This window comes from Calothrix sp. NIES-2100 (assembly GCF_963875285.1).
GTDB lineage: Bacteria > Cyanobacteriota > Cyanobacteriia > Cyanobacteriales > Nostocaceae > Aulosira.
This window is the reverse complement of the sequence record NZ_CAWNLA010000001.1, coordinates 1390487-1405410: the sequence shown is the minus strand read 5'-3', so window position 1 is coordinate 1405410 and position 14924 is coordinate 1390487. Positions and strand designations below refer to the sequence as shown.

General features: G+C 41.3%; 13 protein-coding genes and 2 pseudogenes. 5 read left to right on the top strand and 10 right to left on the bottom strand.

Annotated features, from left to right (window positions below):
* Positions 1-98: 98 nt before the first annotated feature.
* The 3 genes from AACU32_RS05855 to AACU32_RS05845 are packed head-to-tail and all read right to left on the bottom strand — an operon-like array spanning position 99 to position 3199.
* Positions 99-1130, bottom strand: a complete 1032-nt coding sequence (locus tag AACU32_RS05855) for an ABC transporter substrate-binding protein (protein WP_096598702.1) — start codon at positions 1128-1130, stop codon at positions 99-101.
* Positions 1131-1157: 27 nt separating this feature from the next.
* Complete coding sequence (locus AACU32_RS05850; protein WP_096598700.1) at positions 1158-1583, bottom strand: 4Fe-4S dicluster domain-containing protein; 426 nt, start codon at positions 1581-1583, stop codon at positions 1158-1160.
* The gene (locus tag AACU32_RS05845) at positions 1580-3199 is read right to left on the bottom strand and encodes an FAD-dependent oxidoreductase (protein WP_096598698.1); all 1620 of its coding nucleotides are present in this window, start codon (positions 3197-3199) and stop codon (positions 1580-1582) included. Before AACU32_RS05845 ends, AACU32_RS05850 begins: the two co-directional genes overlap by 4 nt.
* A gap of 663 nt (positions 3200-3862) precedes the next feature.
* Here AACU32_RS05845 and AACU32_RS05840 point away from each other — a divergent pair.
* From AACU32_RS05840 to AACU32_RS05820, 5 genes and pseudogenes are all read left to right on the top strand, one after another.
* The gene (locus AACU32_RS05840) at positions 3863-4201 is read left to right on the top strand and encodes a GNAT family N-acetyltransferase (RefSeq protein WP_096598696.1); all 339 of its coding nucleotides are present in this window, start codon (positions 3863-3865) and stop codon (positions 4199-4201) included.
* Between the two features lie 258 nt (positions 4202-4459).
* Positions 4460-5323 carry an HAD family hydrolase gene (locus AACU32_RS05835; protein WP_096598694.1) on the top strand — a complete coding sequence of 288 codons (864 nt, stop codon included), beginning with the start codon at positions 4460-4462 and terminating at the stop codon, positions 5321-5323.
* 335 nt (positions 5324-5658) lie between these two features.
* A complete protein-coding gene (locus AACU32_RS05830) occupies positions 5659-6471 on the top strand; it encodes a class I SAM-dependent methyltransferase (RefSeq protein WP_096598692.1) in 813 nt (270 codons plus the stop codon).
* An 80-nt stretch (positions 6472-6551) separates the two neighbouring features.
* Positions 6552-7396 (top strand): annotated as a pseudogene (locus AACU32_RS05825) (dienelactone hydrolase family protein).
* Between the two features lie 129 nt (positions 7397-7525).
* Positions 7526-7945 (top strand): GFA family protein, encoded by a 420-nt coding sequence (locus AACU32_RS05820; RefSeq protein WP_096598690.1) that lies wholly within the window; start codon positions 7526-7528, stop codon positions 7943-7945.
* 59 nt (positions 7946-8004) lie between these two features.
* Here AACU32_RS05820 and AACU32_RS05815 read toward each other — a convergent pair whose 3' ends face one another.
* The 7 genes and pseudogenes from AACU32_RS05815 to AACU32_RS05790 form a co-directional block, all read right to left on the bottom strand.
* Positions 8005-8766: an ABC transporter substrate-binding protein gene (locus AACU32_RS05815; RefSeq protein ID WP_339377552.1), complete on the bottom strand. Its 762-nt coding sequence runs from the start codon at positions 8764-8766 to the stop codon at positions 8005-8007.
* A gap of 166 nt (positions 8767-8932) precedes the next feature.
* Positions 8933-9831 (bottom strand): annotated as a pseudogene (locus tag AACU32_RS05810) (transposase).
* 692 nt (positions 9832-10523) lie between these two features.
* The gene (locus AACU32_RS05805; RefSeq protein ID WP_339377551.1) at positions 10524-11045 is read right to left on the bottom strand and encodes an LLM class flavin-dependent oxidoreductase; all 522 of its coding nucleotides are present in this window, start codon (positions 11043-11045) and stop codon (positions 10524-10526) included.
* 183 nt (positions 11046-11228) lie between these two features.
* Positions 11229-11369, bottom strand: a complete 141-nt coding sequence (locus AACU32_RS40635) for a DUF6887 family protein (protein WP_445223216.1) — start codon at positions 11367-11369, stop codon at positions 11229-11231.
* A 23-nt stretch (positions 11370-11392) separates the two neighbouring features.
* A complete protein-coding gene (locus AACU32_RS05800) occupies positions 11393-13777 on the bottom strand; it encodes an eCIS core domain-containing protein (RefSeq protein WP_339377550.1) in 2385 nt (794 codons plus the stop codon).
* A gap of 405 nt (positions 13778-14182) precedes the next feature.
* Complete coding sequence (locus tag AACU32_RS05795; protein WP_339377549.1) at positions 14183-14311, bottom strand: hypothetical protein; 129 nt, start codon at positions 14309-14311, stop codon at positions 14183-14185.
* Between the two features lie 180 nt (positions 14312-14491).
* Positions 14492-14752: a DUF433 domain-containing protein gene (locus AACU32_RS05790; RefSeq protein WP_096598686.1), complete on the bottom strand. Its 261-nt coding sequence runs from the start codon at positions 14750-14752 to the stop codon at positions 14492-14494.
* Positions 14753-14924 lie beyond the last annotated feature (172 nt).

Here is a 14924-nt window from a genome sequence, read left to right as displayed (position 1 = left end):
GTGAGACAAAACCAAAATTAGGGAAAGGGATAAAGAGTCAGGATAAATTACCCTTTTCCCTTTATCCACATAAAGCGAGAGTAGCTTTTAGCAGAGATTTAAGGATTCGGAACCTGCCAATCTTTAATATCAAAATCTGACTTCAACAATTTTTGGTCTGCGAGAAACTGCTTTGTTGAATTCAAAAGTTTTAACCCTTCTGGTGTAAAAGGCTCATTAGGATAAAGATTGAGTGGATAAGATTCCTTCACCACGGCCAATGGTGCATCACCACTAGCTTTAGCTGCAAACTGATAAAATGCTTCGGGATTTCCCTTAATTTCTTGCAACGCTTGCTGGCGAGTTTGATTCCACTTTTGTGGTAAGTCTGGATGCTTGGCGAGAAACTCTTCGGTAACAATACTCACACCTGTTCCTACCAATCCTTCATGATCTTTGGCTTGATCAATTGAGGCAAATCCTTGAGAAATTACTGTAGGCCCGGTTCCCATCGCAAACGGATAGGCGGCTATATCTCCTCTTTCTAGTGCGGCTTTGGCATCAGCAGAGGGAATTTGTACCACTTTCACATTCTTGGCTATGCCTTCTTTTTCTAGCAAACCTAGTAAATACCGATGAGGATAAGTACCTTTAGCCACCCCTACTTTCTCACCCTTGAGTTGTGACACTGAAAGCGGGCCATTTTTCTTGGTGACTAACCAAGCATTCTGACCCACTCGTGTCTGATTGATCAATCGGGTTTTGAGTCCGGCGGATCTGCCAACTAAGGCGGGAGTATCGCCATACAAACCCATATCTAATTGACCACTCGAAAGGGCTTCATTAAGTGCTGGGCCGCCATTAAAAGGAATAAATTTCACTTCTGTTACACCCAAGCTTTTGAGCGCTGGAGTTAATGTCCCTTTTTCAATCGCCCAGCCTTCAGGCCCGATAGGTAGTTTACTTTCAGTGCTAATGAAACCGACTCTGAGAACTAGATTTTTTGCTGCTGGTGAATTTGCGTCAGTTGCAGTAGAAGCGTCGGTTTTTGGCTCTGAAGCACAACTTGTCAGGCTGAGTAACAGAACAACAGATGTAACTGAAGCTAAAAGGCGATCGCAAAAATTGCGCTCAAGTACATGGGAACTCATAAACAGTGATACTGTAAAAGTTGATTTTCAAGGACTATTGCTAACCTTTTCTGCCTTCTCTGTAGAAGCCTGGGTTCCCCAAGGTAAAATTCTGCCTTGGGCATCGGTAGCGAGATTGCTATTGTTCAGCATGGCTGGGTAATAGTAAGCTGACTTCTCATTTTTAGCGGCGGGTGTTCGTCCTTTTCCCCAACCTACTTTTTGCCGATAGCTACCAAGTAACCCAGATGCAATCAAAGTCTCTTCATCCACTGATACTGATTCCTCAGCGTTGGGATCGACATATAATGCGTCTGCTGGACAGTAGAGTTCGCACATATAGCAGGTTTGACAGTCACTTTGGCGGGCAATTCTTGGCGCACCACCTGGAACGATATCAAAAACGTTGGTAGGACAGGCGTTAACACAAAGATTACATTGGATGCAGCGAGATTCACTTACTAGTTCAATCACAGTGCTACTAACTCCCTGTTGACTACTTCTTGTTCAGGCTTTACCCAGACTGTATCTAAGCCACCACTAATCAGGCGATATTGTTGTTTGGGATCTTCCTGAAGATAATCTTGGTGCTTATGCATACCGCGAGTTTCTTTCCTTGCTAAAGCTGAGGTATACATCCAACGGGCTGTGGCTACCATTGCAGCGGCTTCTCGCGCTTGTAATGTTTGGGTTTCTGTTGGGGCGGCACTATCACGAACTTCTCGCCAGGCACTATGCAAGCGTTCCAAAGAATCGTTTAAACCACGTTCAGTCCGGAAGAGATTGCGATCGTAGGGTATGACTTCTGCTTGCACAGCACTAATCACTTCTTGCGGTTCAAATGTTTGAGCGTTGTTTGATACTCCAGCCTGTCCAAGGGAATGCACTTGTCTTTGATGTGCTGTGGTTCCTAATTGCTTTGCATAATCTGCTGCTGCTTCCCCTGCCCAATAGCCAGAAGACATTGCCCAAGCAGCATTGTAGCTACCACCACCTGTAAAGCCTCCACAAATTAATTCTCTGGTTGCCGCATCTCCCGCCGCATAAAGTCCTGGTACGGAGGTAGCGCAAGAATTATCTATAATCCGAATTCCGCCAGTACCTCTAACTGTGCCTTCTAGACGGAGGGTAACCGGGAAACGTTGGCTAAAGGGATCGATACCACTGCGATCAAAGGGTAAGAAGAAATTATGCTGAATGGTTCTCATCCAAGCTCGTACTTCCTCTGGGGTTTCGTGTAAGCTACAGTACACTGGTTGAGTTAGTAATGTCTTGGCTATTATAGAGCGTCCTCTTTGGGAACCAGCACCCTCAATCACTGTGCCGTCTTCGTAGGTGAAGGTTGCCCAACGATAAAAAGCGCCTTTTGTAACAGAGGCAAAGGCAGGAGTTAGAGCATAGGCGTTAGAAAATTCCATCCCTGAAAGTTGCGCCCCGGCTTCTGCTGCCATTAAATAACCGTCTCCCGTCAATACGTTACAGCCGAGGGCTTTACTCAAGAACGCACAACCACCAGTGGCAATTACCACCGCTCCAGCTCGCACTTGCCAGCGCCCACCAGCTTGGCGGCGAATTCCCCGCGCCCCAGCAACCGCGCCTTCTACATCCACAAGCAATTCCAAAGCAGGACTATGATCGAGAATTTGCACGCCAGCTTTCTTGATTTGCTTTCGCATCAAGCGCATATATTCTGCACCTTGTTGGAGCGATCGATAATAGGGTTGCCCTTGTTGATCGCAAGGAAAAGGATAACCCCAGTTTCCTAACTGATGAAGATTATCCTGACTCCGATCCAAAACTCGCCGCATCCAAGAACGCTCTGATAAAAATCCTCCTAGCGCTTCTCGGCTAGCCATCGCAGTTTCCCGTTGCTCTGGGTTTTGCACATACCAGACACTAGTACCACCCGCCGCAGTTGCTCCACTGGAACCACAGTAGCCTTTATCAACCAACACTACCCTAGCTCCATTAACCGCTGCATTGTGAGCAGCCCAAGCACCAGCCGGGCCACCACCAATTACTAAAACATCGGCTTCTAAATCTAGATTATTGGTAGATACCGCAAGAGACGCTAATTGATTTGCGCTCACGAGCTTCACCCCTTTATTTGCAACACTAACTTTCCACCAGCAACCAAACCACAGACATGACTCACAGAAGCCTTCTGTGCATTACCATGACGAGAATGTGAATAATTTCGCTGTGCAGTATTTGCTCCAAAATTTAGATAATACTGTTTGTTGACCAATTTAACGGTGTTTAATTTAGGAGTATTACATAGCTATATGTAAAATTCAAGTCCTTAGACAATAAAATATATGATTATGTAAATTTACGTAAAGCTAATATTTAGCTTTACTAAATAGATTCCGCGTTAGGACTGGTGCTGGATTTGACGTTCTTGTCGGTTTACTAGCTGCCTCTTTGCCGATTCCGAATTCAGGTTAAGTTACATATCTTTAATCTTGACTAAATACGAAGCTTTACTGGAGAATAAGTCGCGCTGATGTCTGTCAAATCCTTTTAGTGGAGTATGTCAAACTCAAGAAGATCTTGAATGAGATCAGTGGCAGGCTGTTCTCTCTATCGTACTAGGCTCGCGAGTAAGGCTATTTTGCTGATGAGGGGCTGTATATAGATGAAGCGATCGCATTTAGCAAAAATAAGCCGGACTTTTCAATGAGCAAGCAGGGAGAAGTACCAGTAGCACAGCTTTCCGGTAAGTACGGGATTGTTAAATCGATATAAAAGAAATGGAATTAATCTCATACAGTTACGAATTCCAGGCTAGTTTGGAAGAATTTTTGGAAATAACGCTTTCGTACAGAGGATATAAATTTGATCCAACTGGCTTACATTCTGATATAAGGAATATTGAAAATATATACCAAAGTCCAGGTGGAAATTTCTGGATTATGATTGAAAATGGCGCAGTAATTGGTAGTATTGCATTAAAAATATTAAATAAAATAGATAAAATAGGAGAGATTAAAAGGTACTTTTTTTTACCTTTATATCAGGGTAAAGGAATAGGTACATTATTAATGGAACATTTATTATTGAATGCAAAAAAAACGAATTACATATATTAAGATTGGATACGATGAAAAAATCTATTGCAGCAAGGAAAATTTTTGAAAAATATGGATTTCAAGAGATTGATAAATATAATGAAAATGAAATAGCAGAAATATTTATGGAACTCAAATTAAAAAAGTAAAAATTAAAACTAAAAAAAGAAGACCAACATCAGCCTAAGCCAGGATGAACAGCATGGTTAGGATCGCATTTATTGCTAAACTAATTGCTAGTCTCAATTATTTACGTGCTTGCATCTATTACATATTCTCATGAGTGACACAATATATATTTCAGATTTAGATGGGACATTACTCACAAATAATGCGGTGCTGTCAGATTATAGTAAACACAAATTGCAGGAACTACTACAAGATGGATTGATGTTTACAGTTGCTAGCGCTCGCAGTGTAGTTTTTATGGGTGTAGTTTTTCGTGGATTGAAACTACCTCTGCCAATTGTGGAATTTAATGGAGCGTTTATTTCTGATTTAGAATCTGGTCGTCATGAGATAATCAACAGCATTGAAACGGAAATCATCGAAGACATCTATCAACTCATTTGCAGCTTTAAATGTGTTCCTTTTATTTCTAGTTTTAATGGTTCAGAAGATTGTTGTTACTACCAACAAATTATCAATGAAGGAATGCAGTGGTATATTAACGATCGCCTGCTTCATCAAGATAAACGATTACGCGCGATCGCCAATTTAACCGATTCATTCCGCGACCAGATAGTTTGTATTACCATTATTAATCACATAGAGATTTTATCTGAATTAGAAATCGCAATCCACGAAAGATATGGAGATAGGATACAAACTTATCATTATGAAAATAGTTATAACCCAGGCTGGTATTGGCTAACGATTTATAGCCATAAAGCGACTAAAGCCCAAGCAATCCTCACCCTGCAAGCAGCCTATGGATTGAAAAGCAATAAATTGGTTGTTTTTGGCGATCATAACAACGATATCGAAATGTTTCAAATTGCCGATTGTGCCATCGCAGTTGCCAACGCTACTGTAGAATTACAGCGCCACGCCACCCATGTGATTGATTCTAATCAAGCCGATAGTGTGGTGCGCTATATCCACCAAGATTGGAATCAACGGAGCTTATTGAAATCAGTGTAGGCAAAACACTATATCAGACTTATATATGTTTTTGTTGCAAAATATTTAACTTGTCGTCATCAACACGGACACAACTAATAGTCCAACAGATATAATACTCACTTGTTGCCTTTTATAACTTTCCTCTTGCCAGTTGTAGAGTGGTTAAAGCCCACTCTACTTTCCAAATAACTGACTGCTTTAGTGTCTAAAAAATACTAAGGAAAATCAGACTATGGTTCTAGTTACAAACAAAAGCCAAACAATAAATTGCTGAATCTGAAGCCAGAAAAAACTTGACAAAATATCCAATTTACTTGTGAGTTCATTACATATTTGAGTCCAAGGTATATCTCATGAAAACACTTCCTACCTACGACCCAACATTATTTGAGGGTGCGGCTGAAAGCTATGCTCAATACAGAACCAAGTATCCACCAGAGGTATTTGCTAAACTAACCGAAATATTTCATCTTAATAGTCAAGGAAGACTCTTAGACTTAGGTTGCGGCCCGGGTTTAATCGCGATTCCTCTCAGCAATCAATTTCAGGAAGTAGTTGCTGTCGATCCCGATCCAGATATGATCGAAGAGGCTAAACGCCAAGCCCAAATCGCCGAGAGAAATAATATTACCTGGCTTGAGCAAGGCGCAGAACTAATTAATTATAGTTTGGGTGAATTTAAACTAGTCACCATTGGTAGAGCTTTTCACTGGATGCAACGTGAAATTGTGCTTGAGCGTATTTATGAATTGCTCTCTGATGATGGTGGATTCGTACTGCTCAATACTAATGAAAATCCTTGGGAAAGTTCACTTCCTTGGAAGCAAGCTGCAATCAGAATTGTCAAAAAATGGTTAGGCGAGCAACGACGAACTGGACAGAGAGGAAAGGGTATTCGCACTCCCGTAGATCCTCCTCATGAAGTTCTAATTGCTCAATCAGCTTTTGCTCGTCAAGAAGTATATGAAGTCGCTTTTGAGAAGAGTTGGACAGTTTCTAGCTATCTTGGTTATTTATACACCACAGCCTTTGCTCTCAAGATTTTCTTCGGTGACAATGTAGAGCTTTTTGAAGCAGATTTGAAACAAGCACTACTAGAAGTTGAGCCTTCGGGACATTTCACTGAAGAGATTACAACATCACTACGAGTTGTTTGGAAGCATTAAATTTTACTTTCCTAATTTATTAGGAACACATTATTTCTCTACAGTTCTCCCACAAACGGAAACAATCAAGGTAAAAAAAGATGAGCAACGCTAATTCTACTGCTACTACCGGAACTAATGGTTTTGCCCAAGCAGTGCAACCTATTTCTAACCAAGTTATCGCCACTGATAATCAAGGTTTAGTTGCAGGATTCGTGAATATTCCTGTCAAAGATGGTGAAATTCCTGCCTATAGAGCGCAACCAGACACAGGTGAAAATTTCCCGATTGTCCTGGTAATTCAGGAGATATTTGGTGTACACGAACACATTCAAGATATTGCCCGTCGCTTTGCTAAGTTGGGATATTTAGCGATGTCTACGACAAGTCGCTTCGCGCCTACGCTCCCGAATTATTCATCCGTCAGGGTGATGTGTCAAAATTAAGCAATATTGACGAAATTCGCCCAATAGTAGCAACAGTACCCGATGCTCAGGTGTTATCAGACCTTGATGATACTATAGCTTGGGCTGTTAAATCTGCAAACGGTAATGGCGATCGCGTCGGAATTACAGGTTTTTGCTGGGGTGGTCGGACTACTTGGTTATATGCTGCACATAACCCGCAAATTAAAGCAGGTGTAGCTTGGTATGGACGACTGCTAGGCGATACTACTGAACGTCAGCCTCAGCATCCCGTTGATGTCGCCTCTAAGCTAACAGTTCCAGTTCTGGGACTCTATGGCGGTCAGGATGCAGGTATTCCCCTGGATACAGTAGAAAAGCTGAAAGAACAACTCAAATCTAGCAGCAGTAAATCTGAAGTCATCGTTTACCCCGATGCACCCCACGCCTTCTTGGCTGATTATCGCCCCTCTTACCGCGAAACAGAAGCTAAAGACGGATGGGAGCGCCTTCAAGCTTGGTTTAAGCAGCATGGATTGTAATATCTAGCGAAATAGCTAATTTTTACATCTACAGATGAGTACAGAAGGGATTTTTGTGGCTCATCTGTATTTTTTGCTTACAGAAGAGTTTGTGAATGGGTAATCTGCATAAGTTTGTAGAGAGAGAGTATGGGGGAAACGGTTACAGGAGGGTGTCTTTGCGGCTATGTGCGGTACGAATATAACGGAGAACTAGAAGCAGCGAATTATTGCCACTGTCAAGATTGCAGAAAGACGACAGGTAGCGCTTTTAATGTAGGGGTTCGCATACAATCAGCTGCATTACGTATTGTAGCTGGTAAAGTTAAGAGTTATACAAAAGAGGGGAATAGTGGCAACAAAATTACTCGCGAATTTTGCCCAGAATGCGGTTCACCTCTGTTTACAAAAGCGCCAGCAAAACCGCAATTCGTCTGGCTGAAAGCTGGAAGTTTAGACAATCCGCAATTAGTGAAGCCAGTGCATCAAATTTGGACTGATTCCGCAGTATCTTGGGCTTATATCGCTCCAGAACTACCTAGTTTTTCCCAAAATCGCCAGATTGTATAATTTTGTGCGATCGCCTATTTTCTCATTTACAAATTTAGGCGATCGCATTATCGAATCAATTATCTACCCGCTAGTGCGAGATTAGCTTCAAATACACTCAAAGGATCAGCTAATAGCGCTTCAGAAACATTGATACTATTGGGCAACAAACCAAAACGATAGAATACATCAGCTGCATATTGTTGTTCAGCAATAAACTCCCCAGAAGGTGGAACAAGACCCCAAGGTCTATTTCTTAGAGATTGCTCCCAACCTTTAGCATCAATCCCATTATTAATTTCTTTGGATAGTAGTTCAGCCGCTTCGCTGAAATGGGTAGCAATCCAGCGATCTACTCTTTCTAGCGCCTTAATAAAGGCTGATAAAGCATCTGGATGTTGCTCGGCAAAACTGCGATGAGTAAAGTAAAGAGAGCGATTGCTAAATAACTCGGAACTATAAAGCAGTACTCTAACTTTGTGATTTTTCTGAACCTCTGCTAAATGTAAGTCTGATGTAATCCAAGCATCTATTTCGCCATTGAGGAAAGCTTTGAGAGAATCTGCTGAGTTAGGAATAGTTTTCACATCTTGATAAGTCAGTCCGACTTTATCAAGAGCGATCGCGAGAAAATGTTGTTGGTAAGACCCTTCACTCAAGCTTACATTTTTGCCTTTCAAATCGCTCACACTCTGAATCGGCGAATTTTCCAAGACCACAATTGCACCTTGGACTGGGCGAGGTTGAGACGTAGCTAAATATACCACTGGCACGCCCTTCGCCTGTGCCAAAATGGGTGGAGTTGTACCCGTCGCACCAATATCAATTTCTGCTGTCTTCAATAGACCCGTCCTAAAACTTGCAAGCCAATATCTACAAGGCTTTGAGACCAATCCTTGTAGATTCTCTTTAAACGTAACAATTAGGGTTTGATATCGTTACTGATAGTTTAGAGCCAAAAAATGAAGTTATGCATTCAAGGCGATCGCTAATCATTATTAATGATAATTACCTCGTCATAACTAAAGTACCAATTCGTAGCCTCACTCCTCCACAAACTGTTAAAATTATTTCTTTATAGATATTTGACTTTAGCCCAAATCTTTGTGAAGTTATTTTAAAAATTCTCACAAGCCTGATTAGATGTTCGATAAATATACGTTTACTTGACAGAATTTTATTTTCTGTTTTTTGTTGCTCGGTTAGTTGCTGTTTTCTTTTTTCTTATGAGGAGTCGTCATATTTTTACCACCTTGATATCCTTTGTCTCCCGCAAATTTTTGTTCAGAATCAAATTTTTTCTGTTGTTCCCTAAATAAATTGATGTCTGATGTTGGTCCAGGAAATCCTACTACTACATCAATAATATCTTTGCCATTTGGCAGACCTACTAATTGACTTTTTAAAGTATGTTGTTTTTTCTTTCCTGAATAAAACTTTTTTTGTTCTTCATTGTCAGATGGTCTGTTTATAGGCTGTTCTAGGCTATCTACTAAGAGTTGAAAATTCGTCAATAATTCTTGTACAATCAGGAAATCTCCTTCTTGACCCTCCATCTGTTCAAGTAAACTTGATGGCAGAATTACTCGGATGATCTTTCTCCAGTAATGGAAAGTAACATGAGCTTCACTTTTAGATACACCAAACAACATCCCTAGTATTTCAAAGGTGGGTATCTGTCTTAAATAAAACAGGCATAGACATATTTGCTCGGAAGTGGATAATATTTCTTGCCGTCCTCCCCCAGGATAATTAATCCTGATTTTTTCCTTTTCTTTTTCCTTCTGGATTTTTATATGTTCTTTTAAAGCTGATTCAAGCAACGCTTGAAACTGTTCGTGACTAATGCCCAAAATCTGTTTTGTTCTCGATGGGCATTTTTGGATATAATTGAAGACAATACACATTTTAAATCACAGTGGTAGACTTCTAATTTTACTTTCTACCACTTTTTTGTGCCTAGATTATATTTTGGATGGGTCTAATGATATAGATAAAAGGCGATCGCTAAAAAATTTCCTTTGAATATAGAAGCTTCAAAAGCTGTAGTCTACTAGAATATTAGCGTAATATACTGTAAATCGACTGATTAACCGTAGTTAATTACAATAATTATCTCACAGATGAAGAAAAAAAACAAGTAAGTAACGTACAACCAACCAAACTGCGAAAATAATTCATGACTTACGCATCTGGCATATTATATGTGTAGGGTGCGTTAAACTTCGTGACAACGCACCGGATTCTGGAATAGCACTTACTTAAGCAAAAGTTGCTGCTCAGATCCCCGACTTTTTGAAAAAGTCGGGGATCTAAATCTCGCTAAAGTGTTCTGGTTTTTGGTGCAGCGCTTGACGACAACTACGTGTATTTCACAAATCAAATATGAATCCTGTAGATATCAAAGTGTATTGGAATTAAAATTCATACCTCGATTATTTTCTGTTCGGGCGCTGTGCGCTGGTAATGATGCAAGTGTGCTTTCAATATCGCCACCAGCAGGACTAGTAATAAACACGATATCAGAGTGGCGACCAGCGAAATTGATACCAGCGTCCGAACCAGTAGCATTGACCAGGATAGGCCGTCCATAAAGTGGTCAGGGGCTAATATAGGCATCTTTAAACTGCCAGGAAGAATGACTTGTGTAAGAAAAATTCTCCGTTTCCGACCATAGCCGTTTTAGGACAGTGACAAATTCATCAGCGAGTTCATAACGGCGATCGTGCTCGATTTGACTCCAACCGAACAGTTCATGTTCATAAGCGCGGTGTCCAGTCACCACATTAATTCCCCAGCGACCTTGGGAAATGTGGTCAAGATTTGCACCAAATTTAGCCAGATGGAGAGGATGCCAAGGGCCGTAAAGAACGTGAATTGTGGCAATTAAAATAATGCGTGAGGTAATACTGGCAAGGGATGCAGTAGCAATAAATGCATCTAAACCAGCTTCTGTGCGTGTGGGGCCAAGTCCGCCCTTTGGTTGCCAATGAGAGTAACCAAACACCAAGTCAAAACCCAATTCTTCCGCCTTTTGGGTCAGCTTGGCATTGTAATCAAATGACCAATCGGTAGTGCGTGGTAGAGTTGACGAACTCCAGCCGCCATGATGAATTGGCAAGAATCCCCAGAGAACAAATGAAAGTAAAAGTTAAAATCGGAACAATCCACTTAGAAGGCACTTGTTTCAAATGTGGCAAGTACTCCAACCTCAAACTTTTAGGTGAAAAACTGCTTTGTCCAGTCTGCTACAAAAATTTAATTACCCTGAATTGGGGGCGATCGCTTGATTGTGTCCATGCTCCTACTCTGCCTGATTCAGCTTTTCTCTCAAAATAGCTTCGACTTCCACTTCAGGATTCTCTAGCTCCAAGGGATAGGGATAGCGATTAGCAGGATTCCGACGGCTCATTAAAACTTCCATTGCCGCTTGAAATGCTTCAATATTATTCAGATGTTACACCTGATTCACTCGCTGGTTTTCAACTTATCGACTAGTGCCTGAAATAGCATCTTGGCTTCCATCAAATCGCTTAACTCCACTTTTAATATCATTCCAGTTGCGTAATTTGAGGTTTGACCTATATAAAACTGGCTTGACAAAGCTTTTTTCATCAGTTCTTGTAATTTTTGCTGATCTTTTAACTCTATTCCATCTTCTCTATATTCCTTTTCGTAAAATCCAACTTCTACAAATTCCGTTTTTTGTCCCCGAGAATTGGTAGTTTGGTTTCCCTTCATTCTTATTCCCTTTTCGGTTTCGTTCACCTCCTCAATCAGAGGTTTCACCGGCTGAGCATGATGCGGATTTAGTTCGACAGGAACTTCATCTTCTGGCTGTAATAAAGATTCCTTTGGGAGTACATCTGGTTTCCAAGATCCCAATTCCCCACCGGATTGGAAGATAACCTTGTAAGCTCTGATCAAAGATAAAAGGTTTTGCTCGTTTAATTCTTTTGACAACTCACCTTTTATAAAATCTATTGTCTGCTTATATGATTTTGACAGACCTTCTGAACGCTCGACTACTTTGACTGTCCCTGTGCGCTTATTCGCTTCTCGGTAGCGCTCACCTTCGTTATTATCTTCCACAAAACCTGAAAGACCCTTCCGAATATGAAATTCGGGAACGGATATTTTCTTCTCGACGTGTCCCTCTAATGTGACTAGGCTAGAAGTATCCTCTGCTACAGCCGTTGCACCGTGATAGCTAGATCCCGAGCCAGCTCCTAAGTTATGCTCCATTACATCCCCAGTTCGAGGTTTTGGCGGCGCTTCATCTTTATCCAGATCGAACGATGCATTTTCCCGACTCGATTCTTCTTTTTTCTTTTCTTCAGCTAGTTGGCTTTCCCGTATTAGTTTCTGCAACATTAAAGCCCAAGCAGCACAATCGTTTTTGCCAACCACACCCATTGTGGGAGTTTTAATCACTCCTTTCTTTTCCTTCATTGACTGCTGTATCTCTTGTTCTAATTGCAATAATTTTTTCCATAATGATTTGGTCAATAACTGATGAGACAAAGAGTCAATTGTTTCTGCTCCTCGCCTCGAAAATTTCGCTACCAAGCTCCCAAACTTATTGGCTCCTGGGTTGACATCAAGTTCATTTTTCTGTATAAACCTGACATTAGGCCGCCACGTATTTAGTTTTTCGCTTGTATTCTTGTCAGTATCTTTTCCATGTTCATAAAGTCCTGATGGACTGGGAACAGGTGCTTCTTCTTTACCATACAGAATGGTTCTTTGATTCGGATTGATTCCATACCATTCGTTGTCCTGAGATTTTTCTAATTTATCCCAATCCACCGTCCGCTGGACTACCTCAGGGTTCTTGGTTTTAGTTCTCTGAATCTCTTTACCAAAAGCTTCTGGGTTCCCCATTCTTCTCCCTGCTGGCTGCATTTCATGACTCAACTTATGAGCAGTGAACTGATGTTTTGCACTCTCTATTCCCATCACATCTGCTTCTCTTTCCAACCCCCGATCATCATTAATCTGTACTCCCTTCATCTGCATTGTTGGTTTGACTCTTCCCTGCATCTGCTGGACAATGTGCCATGCTTCATGAGGTAAATGCTCCTCTTGTCCGGGTGCGAGATGAATCTCTGTGCCTTGAGTGTAAGCTAATGCCTGCAATTGGGCAGGTTGTGGCGAATTATAATGAACCCTGACATCATTGAAAGAATATCCGGATAGATTTTCTACCCCTGCTTTGAGAGCATCGGGTAATCCTGTTTGATTGGGGTGTGATTTCTCTGTTGATTGATGAGTGTCAAGAGCTAATTCGCTTTTCGCTTGGATCGCGCCTCCCTCTGCTGCTGATGAAGTTTCTGTCTCTCTTATTTGCTGTAACGACTCTTGTTTTTGCCCAATAGTCAACTTGGTTGGGATAGGTAGCACCTGATAACTTTGGGTATTTCTGGCTGCAAAAGCTGTGTTTACCCAACCCATCCTCCCATTTCTATCTGAAGCGATCGCCTGTTGCTGGGATTGGGGAGGAACACCAGATCTAAACGGCTGAAGAAGTCCTGATACTTGTTTTTCAGGAGAATGAACGGGAATCTTGCTAAAGTCGTGATCGAACCGCGATGCTTTTTCTCGTTTCTGCACGCACAAATCATCCATTTTGGTTGGTAACCCACCTGATCGTTCCTGTTCTACAGGCGCGATCGCACCGCTCTTTTCCTGAAACTGGAGTCCAAAAGCCTCATTCTCTATTTGCTTCTGGGTGGGAGATCCATAAGAATCCTCTGGCGCTAACACAGCAAAGGGGCGCAAAGCAAACTGAGAGCTTTTGATTTGGCTTGGGGTATTCGACCTTGAGGATTTGTGAATTCTTTGATACACCATAATTACGCCTGACTTAGCTAATTGGTTACCTGTATTGTCTGCTCTTACACCATCAACCTCTCAATGCCGCTTCACTATATTATTATACAATAAATTACCGTATATTTTCTTAATAGTTCAGGTGGAGAAAGGATTACAAGTGTTTTAATCATAAATATCAAGAAATGTTCCAGATATTGTCAATATGCAACCATAATACCGAAAAAAAATTCGGTAAATTTCTAAAATTTGAACTTTCGATAAGTTCAGTAAAAAATAGAAATGTCCCTTACATGATGTAGATGTCAAAACATTCTTTTTTGCAGCGATTCCTTCTCAAAAGACGCACTGGCGATCGCACTAACGCAATCCAGCACGAAAAAATCCAAACATCAACGACGAACTTAAAAGCGTCTGATTCAAACTTTATTTAAGAACGCCCTGTCTGGCGATCGCACCCAAGAAAACTAAAGCATGACCTTTGAGATGATGATCGATTAAGAAAATCATACCTTCGAGGAGCGCTTTACCTTTGCTGCCCGAAGTTTTTCCCAAGCCGCCTCAGTTCCAGGCTTGGGGGGCTGTGCTGCAATTCGCACTACTAGCTCACGATTTTGCTCTTCGTATTATTGGCGGAGTTCTTCGGCTTCTTTGAGGACTTGATGATACTCTGCTTCCACCTCTGCACGATTGGTCTTAGGGACTTGCAAATAAAAAAATATTCCAATCATTAACTTACCAAACCCGCAACTCGTAGGGGCGGGGTAACCCCGCCCCTACAATTTGGCATAATTTATTTTTTGGAGTTCCCTTAATATAAGCTAGAGCAGCGTTAATTTGTTCCTCGCTTAGATCAAATAGTCCTTGGATAAATTTAGGTGGATATTGCTCTGTTACATAGTCCATCACATCGGAGAGTGTGATGCGTGTGCCTGGGATTGTTAATCCACGCTCAGCACGAATAATTGAGGTTTGCCTATTCGCTGCTGAAGTCATAGCTGTCTCCCCGCAGTATATGGCTTTATTTATCTCAGAATTAGTATATATGCGCCAAGTTCTTGAAGTGTTGTTGCATGTGGAAGTTAGCGATCGCCTGCTTGTTTTTGCCTGACTTTTTGTATTTAAACCACATCTATTTTAAGAACCATAGTTTTAAAAGTAGTGGGAG